General features: G+C 68.2%; 19 protein-coding genes. 8 read left to right on the top strand and 11 right to left on the bottom strand.

Annotated elements, in window-relative coordinates; all coding sequences use genetic code 11:
• Positions 1 to 15: 15 nt before the first annotated feature.
• The 5 genes from TMZ1T_RS21230 (at position 16) to TMZ1T_RS20325 (ending at position 3,581) form a co-directional block, all read left to right on the top strand.
• On the top strand, positions 16 to 210 hold the full coding sequence (locus TMZ1T_RS21230) for a hypothetical protein (RefSeq protein WP_012586298.1): 195 nt from the start codon (positions 16 to 18) through the stop codon (positions 208 to 210).
• 344 nt (positions 211 to 554) lie between these two features.
• A complete protein-coding gene (locus tag TMZ1T_RS19580) occupies positions 555 to 1,958 on the top strand; it encodes an aldehyde dehydrogenase family protein (RefSeq protein ID WP_012586300.1) in 1,404 nt (467 codons plus the stop codon).
• A 33-nt stretch (positions 1,959 to 1,991) separates the two neighbouring features.
• The gene (locus TMZ1T_RS20315) at positions 1,992 to 2,414 is read left to right on the top strand and encodes a hypothetical protein (RefSeq protein ID WP_144312191.1); all 423 of its coding nucleotides are present in this window, start codon (positions 1,992 to 1,994) and stop codon (positions 2,412 to 2,414) included.
• Between the two features lie 12 nt (positions 2,415 to 2,426).
• A complete protein-coding gene (locus TMZ1T_RS20320) occupies positions 2,427 to 2,867 on the top strand; it encodes a hypothetical protein (RefSeq protein WP_004301075.1) in 441 nt (146 codons plus the stop codon).
• A gap of 180 nt (positions 2,868 to 3,047) precedes the next feature.
• The gene (locus TMZ1T_RS20325) at positions 3,048 to 3,581 is read left to right on the top strand and encodes an IS1634 family transposase (protein ID WP_261789209.1); all 534 of its coding nucleotides are present in this window, start codon (positions 3,048 to 3,050) and stop codon (positions 3,579 to 3,581) included.
• A 293-nt stretch (positions 3,582 to 3,874) separates the two neighbouring features.
• Here TMZ1T_RS20325 and TMZ1T_RS19590 read toward each other — a convergent pair whose 3' ends face one another.
• The 7 genes from TMZ1T_RS19590 to TMZ1T_RS19620 all read right to left on the bottom strand — a co-directional run bounded on the left by TMZ1T_RS19590 (position 3,875) and on the right by TMZ1T_RS19620 (position 12,356).
• Positions 3,875 to 4,336: a DUF2703 domain-containing protein gene (locus TMZ1T_RS19590; RefSeq protein ID WP_004301070.1), complete on the bottom strand. Its 462-nt coding sequence runs from the start codon at positions 4,334 to 4,336 to the stop codon at positions 3,875 to 3,877.
• 196 nt (positions 4,337 to 4,532) lie between these two features.
• Entirely contained in the window at positions 4,533 to 7,772 is a 3,240-nt protein-coding gene (locus TMZ1T_RS19595) for an efflux RND transporter permease subunit (protein ID WP_012586302.1), read from the bottom strand.
• A gap of 1 nt (position 7,773) precedes the next feature.
• Positions 7,774 to 9,327, bottom strand: a complete 1,554-nt coding sequence (locus TMZ1T_RS19600; RefSeq protein WP_012586303.1) for an efflux RND transporter periplasmic adaptor subunit — start codon at positions 9,325 to 9,327, stop codon at positions 7,774 to 7,776.
• 14 nt (positions 9,328 to 9,341) lie between these two features.
• Positions 9,342 to 10,649 (bottom strand): TolC family protein, encoded by a 1,308-nt coding sequence (locus TMZ1T_RS19605; protein ID WP_261789098.1) that lies wholly within the window; start codon positions 10,647 to 10,649, stop codon positions 9,342 to 9,344.
• A 131-nt stretch (positions 10,650 to 10,780) separates the two neighbouring features.
• The gene (locus TMZ1T_RS19610) at positions 10,781 to 11,128 is read right to left on the bottom strand and encodes a copper-binding protein (RefSeq protein ID WP_012586305.1); all 348 of its coding nucleotides are present in this window, start codon (positions 11,126 to 11,128) and stop codon (positions 10,781 to 10,783) included.
• A 102-nt stretch (positions 11,129 to 11,230) separates the two neighbouring features.
• Positions 11,231 to 11,731, bottom strand: a complete 501-nt coding sequence (locus TMZ1T_RS19615) for a cupredoxin domain-containing protein (protein ID WP_012586306.1) — start codon at positions 11,729 to 11,731, stop codon at positions 11,231 to 11,233.
• A 160-nt stretch (positions 11,732 to 11,891) separates the two neighbouring features.
• Positions 11,892 to 12,356, bottom strand: a complete 465-nt coding sequence (locus TMZ1T_RS19620) for a hypothetical protein (RefSeq protein WP_004322389.1) — start codon at positions 12,354 to 12,356, stop codon at positions 11,892 to 11,894.
• A 186-nt stretch (positions 12,357 to 12,542) separates the two neighbouring features.
• Here TMZ1T_RS19620 and TMZ1T_RS19625 point away from each other — a divergent pair, with 186 nt between their 5' ends.
• The 3 genes from TMZ1T_RS19625 to TMZ1T_RS19640 all read left to right on the top strand — a co-directional run bounded on the left by TMZ1T_RS19625 (position 12,543) and on the right by TMZ1T_RS19640 (position 15,739).
• Positions 12,543 to 13,223: a heavy metal response regulator transcription factor gene (locus tag TMZ1T_RS19625; RefSeq protein ID WP_012586307.1), complete on the top strand. Its 681-nt coding sequence runs from the start codon at positions 12,543 to 12,545 to the stop codon at positions 13,221 to 13,223.
• Between the two features lie 2 nt (positions 13,224 to 13,225).
• Positions 13,226 to 14,629 carry a heavy metal sensor histidine kinase gene (locus TMZ1T_RS19630; protein ID WP_004322385.1) on the top strand — a complete coding sequence of 468 codons (1,404 nt, stop codon included), beginning with the start codon at positions 13,226 to 13,228 and terminating at the stop codon, positions 14,627 to 14,629.
• Positions 14,630 to 15,088: 459 nt separating this feature from the next.
• Complete coding sequence (locus TMZ1T_RS19640; RefSeq protein WP_004322380.1) at positions 15,089 to 15,739, top strand: hypothetical protein; 651 nt, start codon at positions 15,089 to 15,091, stop codon at positions 15,737 to 15,739.
• Positions 15,740 to 15,987: 248 nt separating this feature from the next.
• Here the strand turns inward: TMZ1T_RS19640 and TMZ1T_RS19645 are convergent, their stop codons facing one another.
• The 4 genes from TMZ1T_RS19645 to sppA all read right to left on the bottom strand — a co-directional run bounded on the left by TMZ1T_RS19645 (position 15,988) and on the right by sppA (position 20,743).
• Positions 15,988 to 17,208, bottom strand: a complete 1,221-nt coding sequence (locus TMZ1T_RS19645; RefSeq protein WP_004322378.1) for a toxic anion resistance protein — start codon at positions 17,206 to 17,208, stop codon at positions 15,988 to 15,990.
• 16 nt (positions 17,209 to 17,224) lie between these two features.
• Entirely contained in the window at positions 17,225 to 18,154 is a 930-nt protein-coding gene (locus tag TMZ1T_RS19650) for a hypothetical protein (protein WP_012586308.1), read from the bottom strand.
• A gap of 70 nt (positions 18,155 to 18,224) precedes the next feature.
• Positions 18,225 to 18,857, bottom strand: a complete 633-nt coding sequence (locus TMZ1T_RS19655) for a YbhB/YbcL family Raf kinase inhibitor-like protein (protein ID WP_012586309.1) — start codon at positions 18,855 to 18,857, stop codon at positions 18,225 to 18,227.
• A 44-nt stretch (positions 18,858 to 18,901) separates the two neighbouring features.
• Positions 18,902 to 20,743 carry a signal peptide peptidase SppA gene (sppA, locus tag TMZ1T_RS19660; protein WP_012586310.1) on the bottom strand — a complete coding sequence of 614 codons (1,842 nt, stop codon included), beginning with the start codon at positions 20,741 to 20,743 and terminating at the stop codon, positions 18,902 to 18,904.
• Positions 20,744 to 20,755: the final 12 nt, after the last annotated feature.

The raw sequence follows: 20,755 nt of genomic DNA on the forward strand, positions 1-20,755 counted from the left end.
GGGGTGGACTTGCTAATGGCTGCCAACGATTCGGCCTTGGGCGACATCGTTGCCGTAGCCCGGAATGGGCTGTTCGATGTGCTGCGTGCTGGAATTCGCTCCGGCGAGGTCGTTTGCTACATGCTGCGCAGGCGTTGCGACCTAGAAGCCCTCGGCTACGAGGAGTTGCTTGAAGCGCTGGGCTTTGCATTCATGGGGGCCTGCCGATGATCTTCACCAATCCCCGCGGCGCTCCAGAGCTCGCCTGCGACAACTGTGGCTGCCGCTGGGTCGACCGCATCAAGAGCGCATGCTACGAGTGTGGAGCACCGATCTCCGCGGAAGCCCAGACGGAATTCGCATGTGCCTTGGCCGAGTTCAGCGACAGGCGGAAAGCCGAGCTGAAGGCCGGCGTCCAGACCGGCCTAGGCCCCAATAACATGCCCTCTGCCCCCTGATGCGACGGGGACCGAACCCGTCCAACCTCACTGCCGCACGCTTCGACGCACCCGGGCTGCAAGAGGAGCGCTCCGCCAGCAAAACAGCGCCCCCAATCATCGACGGAGAGACACGAGATGAACACAAAAATGCAGCCTTTCACCCCGCCTGCCATAGGCCATCTGTTTAGTGGAGCCACTGCAGATCAGTACCGCGCGCACTATGACCCGGGCCGCCTGGACTCGGTAGCGTCGCGAATTGCTATCGGTACGGCGGCAGATGTAGACCTGGCAGTCCAACAGGCCTATCGAGCCTTCCCGGGCTGGCGAGACACGCCGGTGGCTCAGCGTGCGGCATCACTTGCGAAGGCTGCTGCGCTTGTCCAAGCCAACTCGGCCGAACTTGGCCCCCTCCTTGTTCGCGAACACGGAGGCGTGTCATGGGAGGCTCAGGCCGATTTTGCGCTGGGATACGGAGTGCTGAGTCACACCGCCGATCTCGCGGAGCGCTTCTTCAACCCTGTCACGCACGACGAGGAACAGAGCTTCATCAGCATAGAGAAGGATCCGCGTGGCGTAGTCTCAGCCATCGTGCCTTGGAACATGCCGGTGGTGCTGACGATGATGAAGCTCGCTCCTGCGCTTGCGACAGGAAACACGCTGGTCCTCAAGCCATCCCCCTTCGCAGCAGGAGCACTGACCCTGCTGATCGAGCGATTGAGCATGTTTTTCCCCGAAGGCGTAATCAACGTAGTCCAAGGGGATGTCGAAGTGGGCCAAGCGCTGACAACCCACCCCCTTGTCCGCAAGGTAGCCTTCACCGGCGGAACAGCGACCGCACGTCACATCATGACCGGCGCAGCCAACACGATAAAAAACATCACCCTCGAACTCGGTGGTAACGATCCGGCAATCGTCCTCGACGATGCAGACCTCGACGCCACGCTGGACCGGATGTTGCCGGGGATCTTCACACGCAGCGGCCAGATTTGTTTCGCGGTAAAGCGCATCTATGTTCCACGTGCGTCCTACCGCAGGTTTGTAGACGCTTTGTGCCAACGCGTATCCGAGTACAAGGTGGGACATGGGTTGAACCCGGAGGCAACGCTCGGCCCCTTGAACAACAAGGCTCAGTACGAGCGTGTGTGCAAGTTTATCGATGGGGCTAAGTCCGGCCCCGCAAAGGTGGTGGAGCTCGGCCGCAGGCTCGAGCCTGACCAGTGGGACAATGGCTACTACGTCCTCCCCCACGTCGTTAGCGACGTGGCGCACGAAGCGCAGACCACCTCACGTGAGCAATTCGGCCCAATCATCCCGGTCGTTGCTTACGATTCCGAGGAGCAGGTACTCGCTTGGGCCAATGACAGCGAGTACGGCTTGGGTTCCTCCGTATGGACACGGGATAGTGCGCGTGGACTCGCTTTCGCCCGCAGGATCGAACCCGACTTTGACACTTCCAAGGCACATTTCCGCCCCACCTCCAGCAACGGCGCGGGTTTCCGGGCGATGATGCGCCAAAATCCTAGATACATGGATTGTTGATTTTTCGGCCGTGAAGCCGCTACTGTGCTGCACATGTACCTGAGACAGAGCAAACAGAAGCGGGCCGACGGACGGGAGATCACCTACCTGCAACTGGCTGAGAACGTGTGGGATGCCTCGAAGGGGCGCTCACAGGCCCGGATCGTGTTCAACTGCGGCCGTGCAGACGATCCGGAGGTCATTGAGCGGCTGCGCCGTCTTGCCAAGAGTATCCTGCGCCGATGCTCGCCCGAGACCATCGTTGCCGACGATCCGGGCTGGCAGCTGGTGTGCGCCTGGCCCTATGGCGATGTGCATGCGCTTGAGGCAGTTTGGCGGCGGCTCGGGATCGACGCCATCGTACGTGCGCAGGCCGAGGGGCGGCGCTTCGGCTTCGAGTTGGAGCGGGCCTTGTTCGCGCTGGTGGCCAATCGCGCCTGTGCGCCGGGCTCCAAACTCTACTGTCATGAACAGTAGCTCGAGGAGGAGGTGCATATCGAAGGCACGCAGGCCCTGGCGCTGCACCAGCTCTACCGCGCGATGGACTTCCTCGAGGCGAACAAGGCCGCCATCGAGCAGGCGATCTTCTTCCAGGTCGCCGACCTGTTGAGCCTAGACGTGGAGATCGTGTTCTACGACACCACCTCATTGCACTTCGAGATCGACAACGAGGATGCGGGCGACCTTGATGGCCAGATGCAGGGTAGCGTCGCGGCCGGCGCCAAGCGCTACGTGGCGCCCCGCAAGCGCGGTTACAGCAAACGGGCGGGGCGATGCGCCGCAGATCGTGGTCGGCTTGGCGGTCACGCGCGACGGCTTTGCGGTGCGCCACTGGGTGTTTCAGGGCGACACCGTCAATGTCACCACGGTGGCCCGGGTCAAGGAAGATCTGAAGGGCTGGCAGCTCACCTGCAGCCTGTTCGTCGGTGACGCCGGGATGGTCTCGCAGGCGAACTTCCAGGCGCTCGCGAAGGGCGGCGGCAAGTACCTGAGGCGATTCCGATGCGCCGTGGCGACGAGGTCACCGAAGCGGTGCTATTGCGCCCGGGCCGCTACCGCAAGATAGCCGACAACCTCGAAGTCAAGGAGGTCGTCGTAGGCGGCGGCGCTATGCAGTGTGCTTCAACCCACAGGAGGCCCATCGACAGCGCACCTATCGCGCCGAGCGCATCCTTGAGCTCGAGGCCGAACTCGCCTGCCTGGCCGATCAGGACGAGGGCGGACACAGCAAGCGCGTATGCGCGCTACAGGCGCTTCTTGAAAGAGACCAAGCACGGCCTGGCGATCGACCGCCAGGGCATCGCCGAGCTCGAACGTTTCGACGGCAAGTTCGTCGTCCACAGCAACGACGACACCCTCACCGCCGAGGACATGGCGCTCGGCTACAAGCAGCAGCAGCGAGTCGAAGAGGCCTGGCGCACGATGAAGGGCGGCCTGCGCATGCGCCCCATGTTCAACTGGGCGCCGCACCGCATCCACGCCCATATAGCGATCACGGTGCTGGCATTGCTCCTGGAGCGCGTGATCGAGCACGCCTGCCAGGACACTTGGCGCAACATCCGCGACGATCTCAGGCGCATCCAGCTTGCGCAATTGTCCAGCCCCAACGGCACCGTCTGGCAGATCACCGAGCCGACGACGTAAGCAGCCAACCGACTGAAAGCATTGAAGATCATGCCGACGCCGGCCATCCTCAAGCTCGATTGAGCGCGACTCCCACATAGATACACGCCCGTTTCCGGCCCCTCGTCGGACGCCTTGCGCTGCGCGCCATGTGGCGGGGCGTGTGACTTGGTGGTGTCAAAGTCGGGGGCGACCGCGCCGGCGCGTACTCCGACATCACCGCCAACGCCACCACCGCCACGGCCGTGAGACTGATGAGGGCAAAGAGAAACCTGCCGAGCGGGTCGGGTCGCCGCATTTCGGGCGTCCGCTGATCAAGCGCCGGGACGGCAGCCTGGCTGCTGGACACAGCAGCCGGACCCTTCGTCGCCGCCAGCGCCGAGGGATGCGGCTGCGGCCAGCAGCGCGGCCTTCAGGATCAGTTGTTCGGGAATCGCCTCGAAGGTCTCGCTGCCGATCTCCAGCGTCCGGCACTCCGCCCCGCCACAGGCCGAGCAGCAGGTGCTCTTGCCGACGCTCGCGTCGAGCCAGTCCTCGATCGAGCGCCCGGCGATCCAGATCCGGTTCGATTCCGAAGGCATGCCCTTGAAGGCGTCGAGCGCGATCTCCCGCGTCTCCAGGACGGGCATGATGCCCAACGGCCGCAGCACGTCCCGCAGCGTGGGCATGACCTGGACGATGGCATCGTGCGTGCTGCCGCAGCGCTCGCAGGTGTCGCCTTCCGGCGTGACGAGTCGCTGCCAGAGGATTTTCAGGGTCTTCATGTCGATCGGCATCCTTATGAAGCGGGCTCGGGACTGAAACGGCCGGGCGGCGTCGAGCAGTCCGGCGACACCGGGTACTGAAGGATCTTCGCAGGGATTTCCGCCGGGCAAGCATCGCCATGGTCTTCATGATGTTCAGCGGTAACCCGGCGATGGAGCCTTGGAAACAGCCTGCGCCCATGATGCGGTCGCACCACTGACCGCTGCATTACAGATCCGACACCGTGGCCAGCGCCTGCGCGGGTGCTGTCTTGGCGCTTCGGCGCAGCTCCCACTGCTTGACCAGCGCATACAGCGCCGGGATCACCGCCAGCGTCAGCAAGGTCGAGGACACCATGCCGCCCACCATCGGCGCGGCGATGCGGCTCATCACCTCGGCGCCGGTGCCGGTACTCCACATGATGGGCAACAGGCCGGCCATGATCGCCACCACGGTCATCATCTTCGGCCGCACGCGCTCGACCGCGCCTTCCATGATCGCCGCGTAGAGATCAGCGATGCCGGCCGCGCGGCCCTCGGCCTGCCTGCGCGCGCAGACTGCCTTCCATGCGTGGTCCAGGTAGATCAGCATGATCACGCCGGTCTCCGCCGCCACCCCGGCGAGCGCGATGAAGCCCACCGCCACCGCCACGCTCATCTGGTAGCCCAGCCACCACATCAGCCACACCCCGCCCACCAGCGCGAAGGGCACCGACAGCATCACGATCAGGGTCTCGGTGAGCCGGCGGAAGTTGAGGTAGAGCAGCACGAAGATCAGCGCCAGCGTCACCGGCACGACGATCTTCATCTTCTCCTTGGCGCGCTCCATGTTCTCGAACTGGCCGCTCCAGGTGGCGTAATAGCCCTGCGGGAACGCGACTTCCTCGGCCACCGCCTGCTGCGCGCGCTTGACGAAGGCGCCGAGGTCGGCCTCGCGGGTGTCGACATACACGTAGGCCGCGAGCAGCGCGTTCTCGGTGCGGATGCCCGGGGCGCCACGCGTCAGCTTGACCTCGGCCACCTGGCCGAGCGGGATCGGGCCGTTCATCGTCGGCACGAAGACGTCGGACGCGAGCCGCGCCGGGTCGTCGCGCAAGCCGCGCGCATAGCGTACCGACACGCCGTAGCGCTCCAGACCCTCGACCGTGGTCGTCACCATCTCGCCGCCGAGCGCGGTGGCGATCACGTCCTGCACCATGTCGATGGTGAGCCCGTAGCGCGCGAGCTGGTCGCGGCGCGGCACGATGTCCACGTAGTAGCCACCGGCCACGCGCTCGGCGTAGGCGCTGCTCGCGCCCGGCAACTTGCGCACGGCCGCCTCCACCGCCTGCGCCACCTTCTCCAGCGTCTCCAGGTCCTTGCCGAAGACCTTCACCCCCACCGGGGTGCGGATGCCGGTGCTCAACATGTCGATGCGCGCCTTGATCGGCATGGTCCATGAGTTGGCCAGCCCCGGGAACTTGAGCGCAGCGTCCATCTCGGCGATCAGCTTGTCGGTGGTCATCCCAGGCCGCCACTGATCCTGCGGCTTCAGGTTGATCACCGTCTCGAACATCTCCAGCGGCGCCGGGTCGGTCGCGGTGTTGGCGCGGCCGGCCTTGCCGTAGACGGATTCCACCTCGGGGAAGGTCTTGATGATGCGGTTCGTCGTGGCGAGCAGGCGCCCGGCCTCGGTCACCGACATCCCCGGCAGCGCCGCCGGCATGTAGAACAGCGTGCCTTCATTCAAGGTCGGCATGAACTCCGAGCCGATCTGGCGCGCGGGGACGACGGTCGCGGCCATCGCCAGCACGGCGAGCACGAGCGTGAGGACCTTGAAACGCAGCACGCCCTGGATGATCGGGCGGTACAGCCAGATCAGCAGCCGGTTCACCGGGTTCTTCGCCTCGGGCAGGATGCGCCCGCGCACGAAGAACAGCATCAGCACCGGCACCAGGGTCACCGACAGCAGCGCGGCCCCGGCCATGGCGAAGGTCTTGGTGAAGGCGAGCGGCGAGAACAGCCGGCCCTCCTGGCCTTCGAGTGCGAACACCGGCAGGAAGGACACGGTGATGATCAGCAGCGAGAAGAACAGCGCCGGCCCGACCTCCTTGCACGCGAGCACGATCGCGGCGCCGCGCGCCTTCTGGTCCGCCCCTGCGGGCAGCCGCTCGATGTGCTTGTGCGCGTTCTCGATCATCACGATCGCGGCATCGACCATCGCCCCGATCGCGATCGCGATGCCGCCCAGGCTCATGATGTTCGAGCCCAGGCCGAGCGAGCGCATGGCGATGAAGGCGAACAGGATGCCGAGCGGCAGCGTGATGATGGCCACCAGCGCGCTCCTCACATGGAGCAGGAAGATCACGCACACCGCGGCGACGATCAGGCTCTCCTCGAGCAGCGTCCATTTCAGGTTGCCGATCGCGCGCTCGATCAGTTCGGAGCGGTCGTACACCGGCACGATCTCGGCGCCTGCCGGCAGGCCGGGCGTGATCTCGGCGATCTTGGCCTTGACGTTGGCGATCACGTCGAGTGCGTTCTGGCCGAAGCGCGCCATCACGATGCCCGAGGCCACCTCGCCCTCGCCGTTCAGCTCGGCAATGCCGCGCCGCTCGGCCGGCACCAGCTCGACGCGGGCCACGTCGCCTACGCGCACCGGCGTGCCGCGCTCGGCCTTGAGCACGATGTCGGCGATGTCCTGCACGCTTTGCAGGTAACCCCGGCCGCGCACCATGTATTCCTTCTCGGCGAGCTCCACCACCCGGCCGCCGACGTCGCGGTTGGAGGCGCGGATCGCCTGCGTCACCGCATCGAGCGTGATGCCGTAGCCGGCGAGGCGCAGCGGATCGACGGTGACCTGGTACTCGCGCACGAAGCCGCCCAGGCTCGCCACCTCGGACACGCCCTGCGCCTTGGTGAGCTGGTAGCGCACGTACCAGTCCTGCAGGCTGCGCGTGTCGGCCAGGCTCATGTCCTTGCCCAGAACCGCATATTGATAGACCCAGCCCACGCCGGTGGCGTCCGGCCCGATCTGCGGCGCCACGCCCTGCGGCAGGCGGCTCGCTGCGGTACTCAGGTACTCCAGCACGCGCGAGCGTGCCCAGTAGATGTCGGTGCCGTCCTCGAAGATCACATACACATAGGACGCGCCGAACATCGAGAAGCCGCGCACCACCTTCGCGCGCGGCACCGCCAGCATCGAGGTGGTGAGCGGATAGGTGACCTGGTCCTCGACCACCTGCGGCGCCTGCCCGGGGTAGTCGGTGTAGACGATCACCTGCACGTCGGACAGGTCGGGCAGCGCGTCGAGCGGCGTGTGCTTGACCGCATACACGCCACCCCCGATCAGGAACAGCGTGGCCAGCAGTACCAGGAAGACGTTGCGCGCCGACCAGTCGATGACGCGGTCGAGCAGGCCGGGTGCTGCCGGTCTGGCTGCCGCGTCGGTTGGCACGACGTTCGAAGAGTCTGTCACAGGGGCATGCATCTCAGTGCCCCCCGTGACCGCCGGCGCTCGGTGCAGGCGCAGTGCCTGCAACCGGCTCGATCCCGGTGATGATGTACTCGCCTGGCTCACCCGCCTCGAAGACGAACCGCACCGGCGAGCCTGGGGCGATGCTCTTCACCAGCGCCGGATCGGCAATCATGAAGTCCATGGTCATCGCCGGCCACTGGAGGGCCGGGATCTCGCCATGCGTCATCGTCACGCTGCCGCCTTCGGCGTCGAGTGCATCGAACGTCCCTTGCGCTTCGTAACGGGTCGGGCTCGCTTGGGACTGATCGCCGGCATCGGGCTCGACCAGGTTGGAGAGTGCCGCCTTGAGCTGGCTTTCCGAGTCGATCAGGAAGTTGGCTGACACCACGACGCGATCGCCCGTCGCCACGCCTTCGAGCACCTCGACCACCTCGCGGCCGCGCTCGCCCAGCTTCACCGGCTGCGGCTTGAAGCGCCCTTCGCCGAGCGCAATCAGCACGACCCGCCGTTCGCCATCGTCGATGATCGCCGAGCTCGGCACCACCGTCCTCGGGCTGGCGTCGCCCGCCGCGAGCGAGACCTGAGCAAACATCCCGGGGCGCAGCAGGCCTTGCGCGTTGTCCAGTTCGAGCCGTACCCGGGTACTGCGGGTGGCGGCGTCGAGCGTCGGATACAGATAGCCTACCCGCGCCTCGAAGCTGCGGCCGGGGTACGCCTCGAGCGTGACCTGCGCACGCTGGCCGGGTTGCACCCGGGCGAGATCCTGTTCATAGACGTCGGCGATGATCCACACCTTCGACAGGTCGGCGATGCGGAACAGCGCCTCGCCGGGCATGAAGCGGCCGCCCTGGATGGCTTCCTTCTCCAGCACGACGCCGCTCACCGGTGCGTGGAAGACCTGGCGTGCGCCGGCCTGGCCCGCCACCTCCAGATTGCGCAGGCGCGCACGCGTCGCCTCGGCCAGACGCCGCGCGGATTCGCTCGCGACCGGATCCTCAGTGGCGCTCTGGCGGGCAAGACGCTCGGCGATGCGCAACTCCTCGCCAGTCGATTGCAGTTCCGGGCTGTAGGCGGTAAAGAGCGGCTGCCCCTTCTTCACCGGGTCGCCGACCGCATTCACATGCAGGCGCTCGATCCAGCCCTCGAAGCGCGGCGCCACCACGACCTGGGTGCGCTCGTCGATCTCGATGCGGCCGCTGGCACGCACGGCCGAATCCACCGCGCGCAGCTCCACCGCGGCGGTCTTCACGCCCAGGGTCTGGATGCGCGCCGGGCTCACCACCACCGTGCCGCTGTCGTCCGGCTTGTCGTCGGCATAGACCGGGATGTAGTCCATGCCCATCGAGTCCTTCTTCGGCACCGGCGAGGTGTCGGGCAGACCCATCGGGTTGCGGTAATAGAGGATCTTGCGCTCCCCTTCGGCCGCAGCCGCGGGTGCGGCAGGCGCTGCGGCCGCGGTGGCGTTCGCGGCGCCGAGCGGCGCGGCGGGCGTCGCCGCATGTTGCACCTGTGCGAACCAGTACCCCGCACCCGCAGCGATCGCCACAGCGATGGCAATCGTCGTCATCCGGACAGCAGCGCTCAATTCAATTCCCCTGTCAATTTCCTGATCTCGGTCAGCGCCAGCCGGGTCTCGAGCTCGGTCTGGAGTTGGCGCATGCGGATGTCGATGAGCTGGCGCTCGGCTTCGATGACGCTGTCGAAATCGACCGTGCCGCTGGCGAGTGCCGCCCGGCTGGCATCGCGCGTGGCCCGGGCCTGCGGCAGCAGCGTGTGTTCGAGCAGGCGCAAGGTCTCGCGGCCCTGCGCATACATGGACCATGCAGTGCCGAGTTCTCCGGAAGCGCGCGCCCTGGCGTCCTCGCGACGCGCTTCGGCGGCGATCAGCATGTACTCGGCTTCGCGCTCCCGGGCGCGACGGCTGGACTGCTGCAGCGGGATCATGACCTCGAACATCACGTCCCACGAGGCCTTGCCCTCATCGGGACGGTTGTTGCGCACGCCCACGGCGAAGTCCGGCAAGCGGTCCTGATAGGTCCGTTCGCGCTCGGCACGCGCCACGTCGATGCCGTAGGCGGCCGCATTCACGTCCGGGTTGGCGCTGGCCGCCGCCTTGAAAAGGGCGCCAGCTTCCAGCTGCTCGGGCAAGGGGGCGGGATTGGCAGGCGCGGCCAGTGGAGCGTCGTGCGCCCGCCCGAGCAGGCCGTTGAGCCCCGCTGCCAGGCCCTTGCGCCGCTGTTCGACCTCCACGAGCGCGAGGCGCTGGGCAGTGATTTCGCGCTGCATGCGCAACACCGCCTGCTGCGGCAGCAGACCCAGCTCGTAACGAGCCAGGCTGAGTTCCTCCAGGCTTTGCAGCAGGGTCAGGCCCTCGCGGTTGAGGACGCGCTCCCGGTCGGCCGCGTAGTAGCGCAACCACAGCGTCTCGATCTTTGCCGCGAGCTCGGCCCAGGAGGCGTCGCGCATCGCATCGGCCTGGGTGGCCTGCGCCTCGGCGGCCTTCACCGCGAGGTCGCGCTTGCCCCACCCCGGCAAGGGCTGGGTGATGCGGTAGCGCGTTTCACCCACCTGGCCGGGCAACAGCGAGGCCGAACGTCCGCTCATGGTGTTGGTGGCATCCATGAGCTCGATCTCGAAGGTGGGATCGGGCAGTGCGCCGGCAGGGGTGACGCGCTCCTGGGCGGCGGACGCTTCCGCACGGGCCGCGGCAAAGCCGGGGTTGCTCTGGCGCGCATACTCGATCAGCGCCTGGGGGCTCGCGCCGAGCGTCGGGGTGTCGGGCACGCCTTGCGTCCAGGCATGACTGCTTCCCAACGTGAGCGCGAACACCAGCGCGAGCGCTGCGGGGCGTGGCAGGCGGGAGGAGGATACTGCGAATGTGGGTTTCATCGGGGAACGATTCCGGCAGGCGGTGAAGTGCACGCGCAGGCCCTCCGCCACCCGCCTCATCGTTCGTCCACCGAGGGGTTCCCCCCGGTCGGATGGTCAGAGTGGAACGCGACGCACCTGCGAGGCAAGCGTCACTGAGCAGCTTCGAGAGACGTCACGGTCAGCGCACCGCCGACCTTCTCGACTGCGAAGCGGATCCTGTCGCCGACCTTGACCTGATCGAGGAGGTTCGGCCGCGCCGCGCGGAACACCATGGTCATCGCCGGCATGCCGAGCGATTCGAGCGGGCCGTGGGCGATGGTGAGCTTGCCGGCCGACTGGTCGATCTTCTTGACCGTGCCCTCGGCGAGCTTGGCGTCGGCCTCGCTCGCGGCACTCGCCCCGCCGTGATGGGCACTGTGTTCGGCCTGCGCAAACGCCGCCGGGGCAGCGCCCCCCAGCACGGCCAGGAGGGCAGTGGTGATGAGGGTCTTCTTCATGATGGGCTTCTCCAAGGATTGAAAATCCGTGCAAATTCGAAAGTCCCCACGATTATGCGAAGCGCCCACCGACAGGACGCTGACGCACGGATTACATTTCTGTCAGCCAACCTTGATCGTGCCGATCATGCCGGCCTGAAAATGGCCGGGAATCAGGCAGGCGAACTGGAAGTCCCCCGCGCGGTTGAAGTGCCAGATCATTTGCCCGCGTCCACCCGGGCCGACATGTGCCATCCACGGCTCGTCATGCTCCATCCCGGGGAAGCGCCGCATCAGTTCGGCGTGCTCGGCGAGCGTCGCGGGCGTGCCGACGACCATCTCGTGCATCACCGTGCCGCGATTCTCGTGGGTGAAGCGGATCGTCTCGCCCATGTGTATCGCGATACGGTCGGGGACGAAACGCATTGCATCGGTCATCACGATGGGGATCGTTCTCGCAACGGATCTCTCATCGCCCGCGATTCCCCATTCCTGCTGTTCCTTGGGGGCATCGGACGCAGCCTTGTGGGGATGCTCGGCCTTGCCATGGGCGAACGCGCTGCGGTGAGCGGCAAGCACACCGGCCGCAAGGCTGGTGGCGAGGAATCGACGACGGCTTCTCATGGGGATCTCCATCTGCCTGGCAGGTGAATCAGCACCACGGCCACGCCCACCCCCCCACCATCGTGGATGACCTGTCTCTGCATGGGGAAATCCGTTTGCTGATCTTCTCCTGAGCCGGACGCGGGGCGATCGACGAGGTCGGCGCCCCGCATCTCGAGGCTCAGTTGGGCATCGCCGGCTTGACCGCCGGATGCATCTTCATCATGTTCTGCATCATGCCCATGTGCTCTTGCATCATCTTCATGTGCTCCTGCACGAGCCTCGGGTCCATCATCATGCCGCCCATCCCTCCAGCCCCGGGTCCAGCCGCGGCGCCCTTCATCATCGGGCCGGCGCCCATCGGTCCTCCCTGCATCTGGCCGCCCATCATCGGGCACCCGGCGGGCGTGCCCTGCGATGCCGCCTCCAGGGCCTTGATCTGCTCCTCCATCAGGGCCATGCGACGTTCGGGGTCGGTCTCGGCACGGATCGACTTCATGCGGGCCTGAAGTGCGGGGCCACTCGCGGCGGGCGGCCAGGTCTGCGCCTGCTCGGTCGTCTGAGCGAGGACCGGACTGCCGTGCAGGGCTGCGGCCAGAGCGGCAACGGGCATGAGCCCGGCGAGACGGAATAAACGCAGTTTCATGATCGATCTCCCATCGGTTGCGGGGTTCCGTCGCGATACGGAACGATGTGCCACGCAGGGCATGTTGCGCCCGCCCGCCTGTCGTCGGCCTGACCTGGACATTACATTTCTGTAATTCCGCCTGCTCTCCCGCACCCCGGAGGCAGAATCGGTCACCGGCAGCACGAACCGAGTAGGAGCGAAACAATGAAGATCCTGATCGTCGAAGACGAAGTGAAGACCGGCGACTACCTGCGCCAGGGCCTGACCGAGGCCGGATTCGTCGTCGATCTCGCGCGCGACGGCCTCGATGGACTTCACCTCGCGCTCAGCGGCGACTACGACCTCATCGTGCTGGACGTGATGCTGCCGTCGCTGGACGGCTGGGCCATCCTGCAGACACTGCGTCGCAGCGGTCGCGAGAACCCGGTGTTGTTCCTGACCGCCCGTGACCAGATCGAGGACCGCGTTCGTGGCCTCGAGCTTGGCGCCGATGATTACCTGGTCAAGCCCTTCGCATTCTCCGAGTTCCTCGCCCGGGTCCGCACCCTGCTGCGCAGGGGGCGGAGCCATGAACCGGACACCCTGCGCTCGGCGAATCTCGAACTGGATCTGCTTCGCCGCCGCGTGACGCGCTGCGGGCAGCGCATCGACCTGACCGCCAAGGAATTCGCCCTGCTCGAACTGCTGCTGCGGCGCAAGGGTGAAGTGTTGCCGCGCTCCTTGATCGCCTCCCAGGTGTGGGACATGAACTTCGACAGCGACACCAATGTGATCGAGGTCGCTGTACGCAGGCTGAGGGTGAAGGTCGACGACCCCTTCGAGCCCAAGCTGATCCGCACCGTGCGCGGCATGGGCTACGTGCTCGAAGCGATGGAGCCGAGCTGACGATGATCCGCATCCACTCGCTGACGGCGCGCCTGGCGACGCTGTTTGCCGTCCTCGCCGCGAGCCTGCTCGTGCTGGTGGCGGTGCTCTTCGGCCGCATGCTGGACGCGCATTTCCAGGAGCTGGACATGCACGAGCTGCAAGGCAAGGTCACGCTGATCCGCAACACGCTGCAGGATGAGGCTGCGAGTGGCGGACGCGCGGAACGCATCCAGGCGCTCGAGCGCTCCTTCGTTGGACACGAAAGCGTGGGGGTGCTGCTACGCGACGTGGACGGGCGCGTGCTGAACGTCATCCATCCCGAGCACTTCACCGCTGCCCAGCGGGCTGGAGAACCCCCATCGGGCGTGGTGACCGACTGGACGGTCGATGGGCGCCCCCATCGAGGGATCGAGGTCGGCATCGCGCTGCCGCGCAGCGGGTCGAAGGACCAAACGATCGCAGCGCTGGTCGCACTCGATCTGTCGCACCACGTCCATTTCCTCGCATCGGTGCGCAACGCCACCTGGGCGGGCGTGGTCGCGGCAGCCATGGCGGCCGCGCTCTTCGGCTGGTTTGCGGCGCACCGGGGCCTCGCTCCCCTGCGCCGGGTCACCGAAACCGCCCGCCGGCTGTCGGCACGACAACTCGCCGAGCGTCTCTCCATCGACGATGCACCGCTGGAGGTGCGCGACCACGCCGAGGCGTTCAACGGCATGCTCGCCCGGCTCGAGGCCGCGTTCCAGCGCCTCGGCGACTATTCGGCCGACATCGCGCACGAACTGCGCACGCCGATCTCGAACCTGATGACCCAGACTCAGGTCGCGCTATCGCGGCCACGGACGATCGACGAGTACCAGGACATCCTGGCGTCGAACCTCGAGGAGTACGAGCGCATCGCGCGCATGGTCAGCGACATGCTGTTTCTCGCCAAGGCCGAGGAGAACACACTGGCGCATGCCAGCGAACCCGTGGACCTGGCGCTCGAGGCGGATGCACTCATCGATTTCTACGAGGCCCTGGCCGAAGAGCGCCAGGTCCGCATCGTTCGGGAGGGGCAGGCGAGCGTCCAGGGTGATCGACTGATGCTGCGGCGCGCCTTGTCGAACCTGATTTCGAACGCCCTGCGCCACACGCCGGACGAGGGGCAGATCACGATCAGGATTGACGCGGACGCCACCGACATCCGCCTCGCCGTCTGTAATGTCGGCGATCCGATCCCCGGCGACCAGATCGAGCGGATCTTCGAGCGCTTCCATCGCGGCAGTGCCCAGCGCGAGTCCCGCGGTGAAGGCGCAGGGCTCGGGCTTGCCATCACACGCTCCATCGTCCAGGCCCACGGGGGTCAGATCAGTGCACAGTCGGCTGAAGGTGCCACATGCTTCACCATCACCTTGCCCGGGCACCGGGCGCCATCGTCTTCTTGATCCAGCGAATTCGGCACGGGTTCGGGCGTTCTGACTGGCTGCAACGAGGGGCCCCTCCCTGCGGACGACAGCCGACGACTTCTCTGCGAGTCCCCGGAGTCAGCCGGACGGGCTTGATCGAGTGGGGATTCAGGACCTTTTTCCACGATGCGCGGGCGGGCGAGCCGAAAGCGCCGCAGATCCGCCTGACCGTGGCTTCGCCGCAGCGCGCGCTCGAGCAGGCTTTCGACGACCCCGGCCTGGGTGTCATCCGCCTCGATGGAACGGCGAGGCGTCTGGCGGGTTCGTCGGCCTCGACCCTGACGAGTGCGTTCGGCTGCATGGATCACCCAAGGACCCGGACCATGCGCCGGGCATGGAGCGCGCATCCCCGCTACCGAGCACCCACATGATGGGCAAAGCTTCGACCTGCCGCCGCGATCCTCCGGCGGCCTCCAGCATCCCGCATGGAACACGAACATGACCATACTGACCCCCGCGCAGCGGCGCGCCACCTGCATCCACGAGGCCGGCCATGCGGTGGTGTTCGCGCTCGGCGGCGTGTCGGTCTACCGGCTGGCGGTGGCGGCGGAAGGGGCCGAGGCCTGGCGCACCGACATCCGCAACGGGCGCATGTGCACCGGCCTGTGGGGCCTGTGCGAGAAGGCGGACCTGGTGCTGCCGCGGCAATTCCTGCGCTGGCTGATGAACGAGGGCGGCCTGCATCCCGACGGCACGGGCTACGAGCACCTGCTCGCGCATCCCGAGGGGCGGGCACAGATCGAGGCCTTCACCACCTCGCAGCAGCGCGAGATCCGCGCGCAGATGGTGGGCCTGATGGCCGGACCGGCGGCCGAGCAGCGGTTCACGGATGGGGAGGCGCGCCTGTGCAGGGGCAGCGCGCTGCATGAAGTGCGCAAGGCGGAGGACCTGTCCTGGCTGCTGCCCGGGCGCGACGACTTCGAGCATGCAGCAGAACTGACCGCGCTCACCTTGCGTCGGGCGGAGGTGTGGGCGGCGGTCGAGCACCTGGCCGACGCGCTCGAACGTGCCGGCACGCTCGCGCACGGCATCCGTGCGCTGCTTCCCGCCGCCCTGCCCGGCTGGCCCCCGCGCGGCGCATCGGCGTAGCGCTCTTCCTGCCTGTCGCCCCGGCGGCAACACCGCGGCGACCGCGGCCCGAAGAAGCGATCGCCGCAATCGCGCCTTGCGGCGCTCCCACAGGAAGCGCGGCACCCGGTAGCGAACCGGGCGTGCGGAGGGAACAGCCCGCGTGCGAGCCTGCGGCGCTCCTACAGGAAGCGTCGCGGCGCACCGGAGCGACGGAAGCGGCAAGCCGGGCGGTGGTGTTCATGCCCGGGGACAAGACGAGCGCCGGCTTAAGGCTGCGGCTCGGCGCGGTTGCCTTCGTCCATGCGCCGGATGGCCTGCGCGCCCTGGCGCGCCAGCGCGGCGAGGCGGTCGATCTGGGCATCGAGCTTGGGCAGGGCCTCGCGGCGGTAGCGCGACAGATCGTCGATGGCGCCGAGCACATCGCCGAAGGCCTGTTCGAGCCGGCCCATGTCGAGCATGGACGAAGAGGCGCGGGTCTGGATGTCCACCCCCTGGGTGCGCAGGGCCTGGGCAGTGCCGGCGATGAGCGCGGAGGTGGTCTCGTTGAGCGCGGCGACGCGGTCGAGCACGAGGCGCTGGTTGGCCAGCCCGAGCGCGACGGTGACGGCGACGTTGAGCGCCGAGACGGTGACGTTGATCGCGCGGTCCACGCCGCGGATGAGCTCGCGGTTGTTGCGGATCACCACCTCGAGCGCGAGCACGCCCTGCTGGCTCACCGCCACCTGCTGCTGCAGGTCGATGACGCGCTGGCGTAGCGGGAAGAGCAGCTCTTCCTCGACGAAGGCGCGCCGCGGCGCGGGCAGGCTGGCGGAGGCGGCCTCGCAGGCCAGGCGGCGGTCGATCATGCGGCCGAGTTCGACCTGGCGTTCGAGCTGGGCGAGGATGGCGCGCAGGGATTGCTGGTCGTCGGCCAGGGTGAGGTTGTCGCGGCGCAGCATGTCGGCGCCGCCCTGCAGGTCGCGGATGATGGCGTCGAGCGCGTCCTGCGCCTTCTCGTATTTCTGGAAGTAGCGCTGCATCGGCTTGCCGACGCCGGGGATGAAGGACAGCGCGCGCGACAGGCCCTCGCCGCTCAGCTTCTGGCGCGCAGGGTCGAGGTCCTGCATCTTGTCGCGCAGCGCGAGCAGGGCCTGCGCGACCGGGCCGCCTTCGTCGCCCTGGTGGGCGAGCTTGCGGATCGGCGCCTGCAGCATCTCGCTGCGCCAGGCGGCCTGGCGCTGCAGCTCGATGCCCATGGTGTCGACCGCCTCGCGCTGGCGCTGCAGGGCCTCCTCGCCGGCGGCGAGCGCGTCGCGCACGAAGGCGTCGGCGAGCGGGGCGAGCTCGGCGTCCTCCGCCGGCTCGGCGTCCTGCGGCGGCAGGGTCTCGCGCGCGATGTCCTCGATCGGCGGCAGCGACAGGCCCGAGCGCGGGCGCCCGCCGCCGCCCGGGTCGCCCTCGGGGGCGTGCGGGAGGATACGGAGAAGGGATCGCAGCGGCAGGCTCATCGGGAGGTTCCTCGGTTCATTGCTGGCGGCCGTAGAGGCCGGCGCGCTCGGCGAAGCGGCGCAGCTCCTGCAGGGCCTGTTCGGTGGCGCCGGCGGGCTGGCCGCGGCCGGTGTCGATGCGCGACACCGCCACCGCGACGTGGTCGAGCGCGGTCAGCGCCGCCTCGTTGCCGGCGGCGATCTCGCCCAGGCGGCGTTCGGTCTCGTCGGCAAGCGCGAGCCGGCGCTGCAGCGCCTCGCGCTCGGTGCCGCCGATGCGGGCAGCCTCGCGCTCCAGGCGCTCGCGCACGAAGTCGGCGTCCAGCCCGACGCTGCCCTGCACCAGCGCGACCATCGCTCCCAGCCCGGCGGCAGCGCCGCTGCCGACCTCGCCCACCAGGCCGCGGGCGCGCTCGTAGGTGACTTCGCGGCGGTCGAACTTCTCGTCGAGCACGTCGAGCGCGCGGTGGTAGCGGGTGAACAGGCGATCGGCCTGCACGGCGAGATCGGGCCGACGCAGGCCGACGAGTTCGCGCTTGACCTCCCATAGCTGCATCACCACCGCATCGGCGTCGGCAGGAACGAAATCGGGGTCCAGCGTGAGCAGGTCGCGCTCGCGGCGTTCACGCGCGAGCTCGGTGCGCGCACGCTCGCGCGCGGCGGCGCGCTCCTTGCCGGCACGCGCCTGCCGCCAGCGCCGCCAGCGCCGCTCCAGGAAGAGCGCGGCCGGAGCCGCGGCGAGGCCGGCGAGCCAGCCGCCCAGGCTGGCGCCGAAGCCACCCCACAGCGAGGTCAGCAGCAGCACGGTCGCGATCGAGGGCATGGCCACCGCGTAGCGCAGGATGACCTGCCAGCGCGAGGCGAGCTCCTCCGGCACCACCAGGCGCGGGTCGTACATCCCGGCCATGAACCAGGGCACGAAGGAGACCAGCAGCCCAAAGGCGATCCCCTGCAGGAATTCAAACATCCAGACGACTCCGGGTCAGCGCGAAAATAGGGGACAGACCCCAATTTCCGGGGTCTGTCCCCTATTTCCCTTACGCCGCGGCGAGCGCAGGGTTGAGCGAATAGGTGCCGGTGAGCTTGGCCTCGGCGAGCACGTGGCCGGCGATCGCCGCGCGCACGTCCGGGCCGGTGAAGCGGCCCTCGACCGCGCAGCGCGCCACGTCGAGCGCGTACAGCGTGAACACGTAGTGGTGCACGATCTCGTCGTTCCACGGCGGGCAGGGACCGTCGTAGCCGTGATAGTCGCCCTTCATGGCTTCATCGCCGGCGAACCAGGCGGTGTAATCGTTGACGCCGTGGCGGGCGCCGAGCGCGGCCTCCGGCCCGGGCTTGCCGCCCGGCGTGACCTCGGCGGAGAAGTGGCCGGCGTCGATCGCGCGCAGCTCGGCGGGCAGGTCGACCACCACCCAGTGGAAGAAGTCCACCCGCGGCAGGCTGGCCGGCACGGTGCGGCCTTCCTGGTTGACGTCGTCGCCCTGGCTCGGCACGTCGGGGTCGTGGCAGACGAGCACGAAGGACTTCGTCCCCGCGGGCACGTCGGCCCACGACAGCTGCGGGTTGCGGTTGCCGCCCAGGCAGACGTGCCCTTCGTCGGCCCGGATGCAGAAGGCGAATTCGCCCGGGATGCGGGCGCCGTCGGTGAAGCTCTGGCTGGTGAGTTTCAAGTCATCCTCCTTGCGGTGTGATGTGGGTACGCGAACGCGCGCTTTCAAGGCGCGTCGCACAGGCAGTGCAGGTAGTGGTGGCGCGGATCGTTCCAGCGCAGCAGCGCGCGGGCGGCGCGCTCCACGTCCGCGGCCGCGGCGGCGAGCGGCGCGGCCGGCGCGCTGCGGCCGGCCAGGTCGATGCCGAGTTCCTCGCCAGTGCGCAGCAGCCGGCGCAACACGCGCTGCTCGAGGGACTCGCCCGCCGCCGGCCACACCACCTGATGCTCGGCGAGGCCGGCGCGCGCGGCCGCGGCGGCGATCGCGTCGTCCAGGCTGCCGAGCTTGTCGACCAGGCCGAGGCCGCTCGCCGCCTCTCCGGTCCACACGCGACCGCGAGCGACCGCGTCGACCTCCGCGACCGTCAGCTTGCGCGCCTGCGCGACGACCTCCAGGAAGCGCCGGTAGCCGTGCTCGATGCCGAGCTGCATGGCCTCGGCCGCGGCCGGGTCGAGCGGGCGACGCGGGTCGAGCGCGCCGGCGAGCGGCGCGGTGGCGACGCCATCGACGCCGATGCCGAGGCGGCGCAGCGGCTCGGAGAACTCCGGGAAGAGGCCGAAGATGCCGATCGAGCCGGTCACCGTGGAAGGCGCCGCCCAGATCTCGTCGGCACCGGTGGCGATCCAGTAGCCGCCCGAGGCCGCCACCGAGCTCATCGACGCGATCACCGGCTTGCCGGCCTGGCGGGTGAGTTCGAGTTCGCGACGGATGAGCTCCGAGGCCCAGGCGCTGCCGCCCGGGCTGTCGATGCGCAGCACCAGCGCCTTGATGTCCTCGTCCTCGCGCGCCTCGCGGATCAGGCGGGCGAAGGTGTCGCCGGCGACCACGCCGGCCGGCTCGGCGCCATCGACGATGGTGCCCTGGGCGACGATCACCGCCACGCTGCCGGCGGCGTGACGGGTGTCGTCCGCAGCGAGCGCGAGGTAGGCCTCGGCCTCGATGGTGCGCACGTCCTTGCCCTCGTGGTCGGTGCCGACGGCCTCGATCAGGCGGGCGCGCCATTCATCGCGGGTGCTGAAGCGGTCCACCAGGCCGGCGGCGAGCGCGGCCTTGGCGGCATCGCCCCCGGCTGCAGCGAGCGCGCCGCGGATGTCGTTCACATGCGCGTCGATCGCCGCGGGCGCGAGCTTGCGGCTGGCGGCGATGTCGTCGCGCATGAAGCGCCACAGCCCGTCGAGGAGGTCGCGGGTGGCCTCGCGGTCCTCGTCGGACATGTCGCTGCGGGTGAAGGGCTCGGAGAAGGACTTGTACTCGCCGACGCGGAACACGTGCACCTTGACCCCGAGCTTGTCGAGCGCGTCGCGGAAGTAGGTGCCGTAGCGCGCCAGGCCGCGCAGCAGCACGAAGCCGTCCGGCGACAGGTGGAGTTCGTCGGCCACCGAGGCGAGGTAGTACTGCGACTGGGTGAAGCGCTCGCCGCGCGCCAGCACCGGCTTGCCCGAGGCCTTGAAATCGGCGATCGCGGCGCGCAGCTCGGCAAGCTTGGAGAAGCCGCCGCCGACCAGCTCGTCGGTCTCGATCACCAGCGCGGCGATGCGCGCGTCGTCGCGCGCCTTGCGCACCGCGTCCACCAGATCCGCCAGACGCAGCTGGCCGGCCGGTGCGCCCCCGGCGCGCAGCAGCGCCAGCGGTGGCTCGAGCTCGGCCTGCTCGACGATCGTGCCCACCGGTCGCAGCACCAGCGCGGACCCGGCTTGCACCTCGGGCTCGGGGTGGAAGAAGAAGGACACCAGCACACCGAGGCCGAAGATCAGCAGGGCGTAGAAGACGCCGCGCACGACGAGGTCGAGCGCGCGCACGAACATGCGCAGCACGTTCAATAGGAAGCGGAACAGGCCCCGGATCATGCTGCTTGTCCT

Source organism: Thauera aminoaromatica, assembly GCF_000021765.1.
GTDB lineage: Bacteria > Pseudomonadota > Gammaproteobacteria > Burkholderiales > Rhodocyclaceae > Thauera > Thauera aminoaromatica.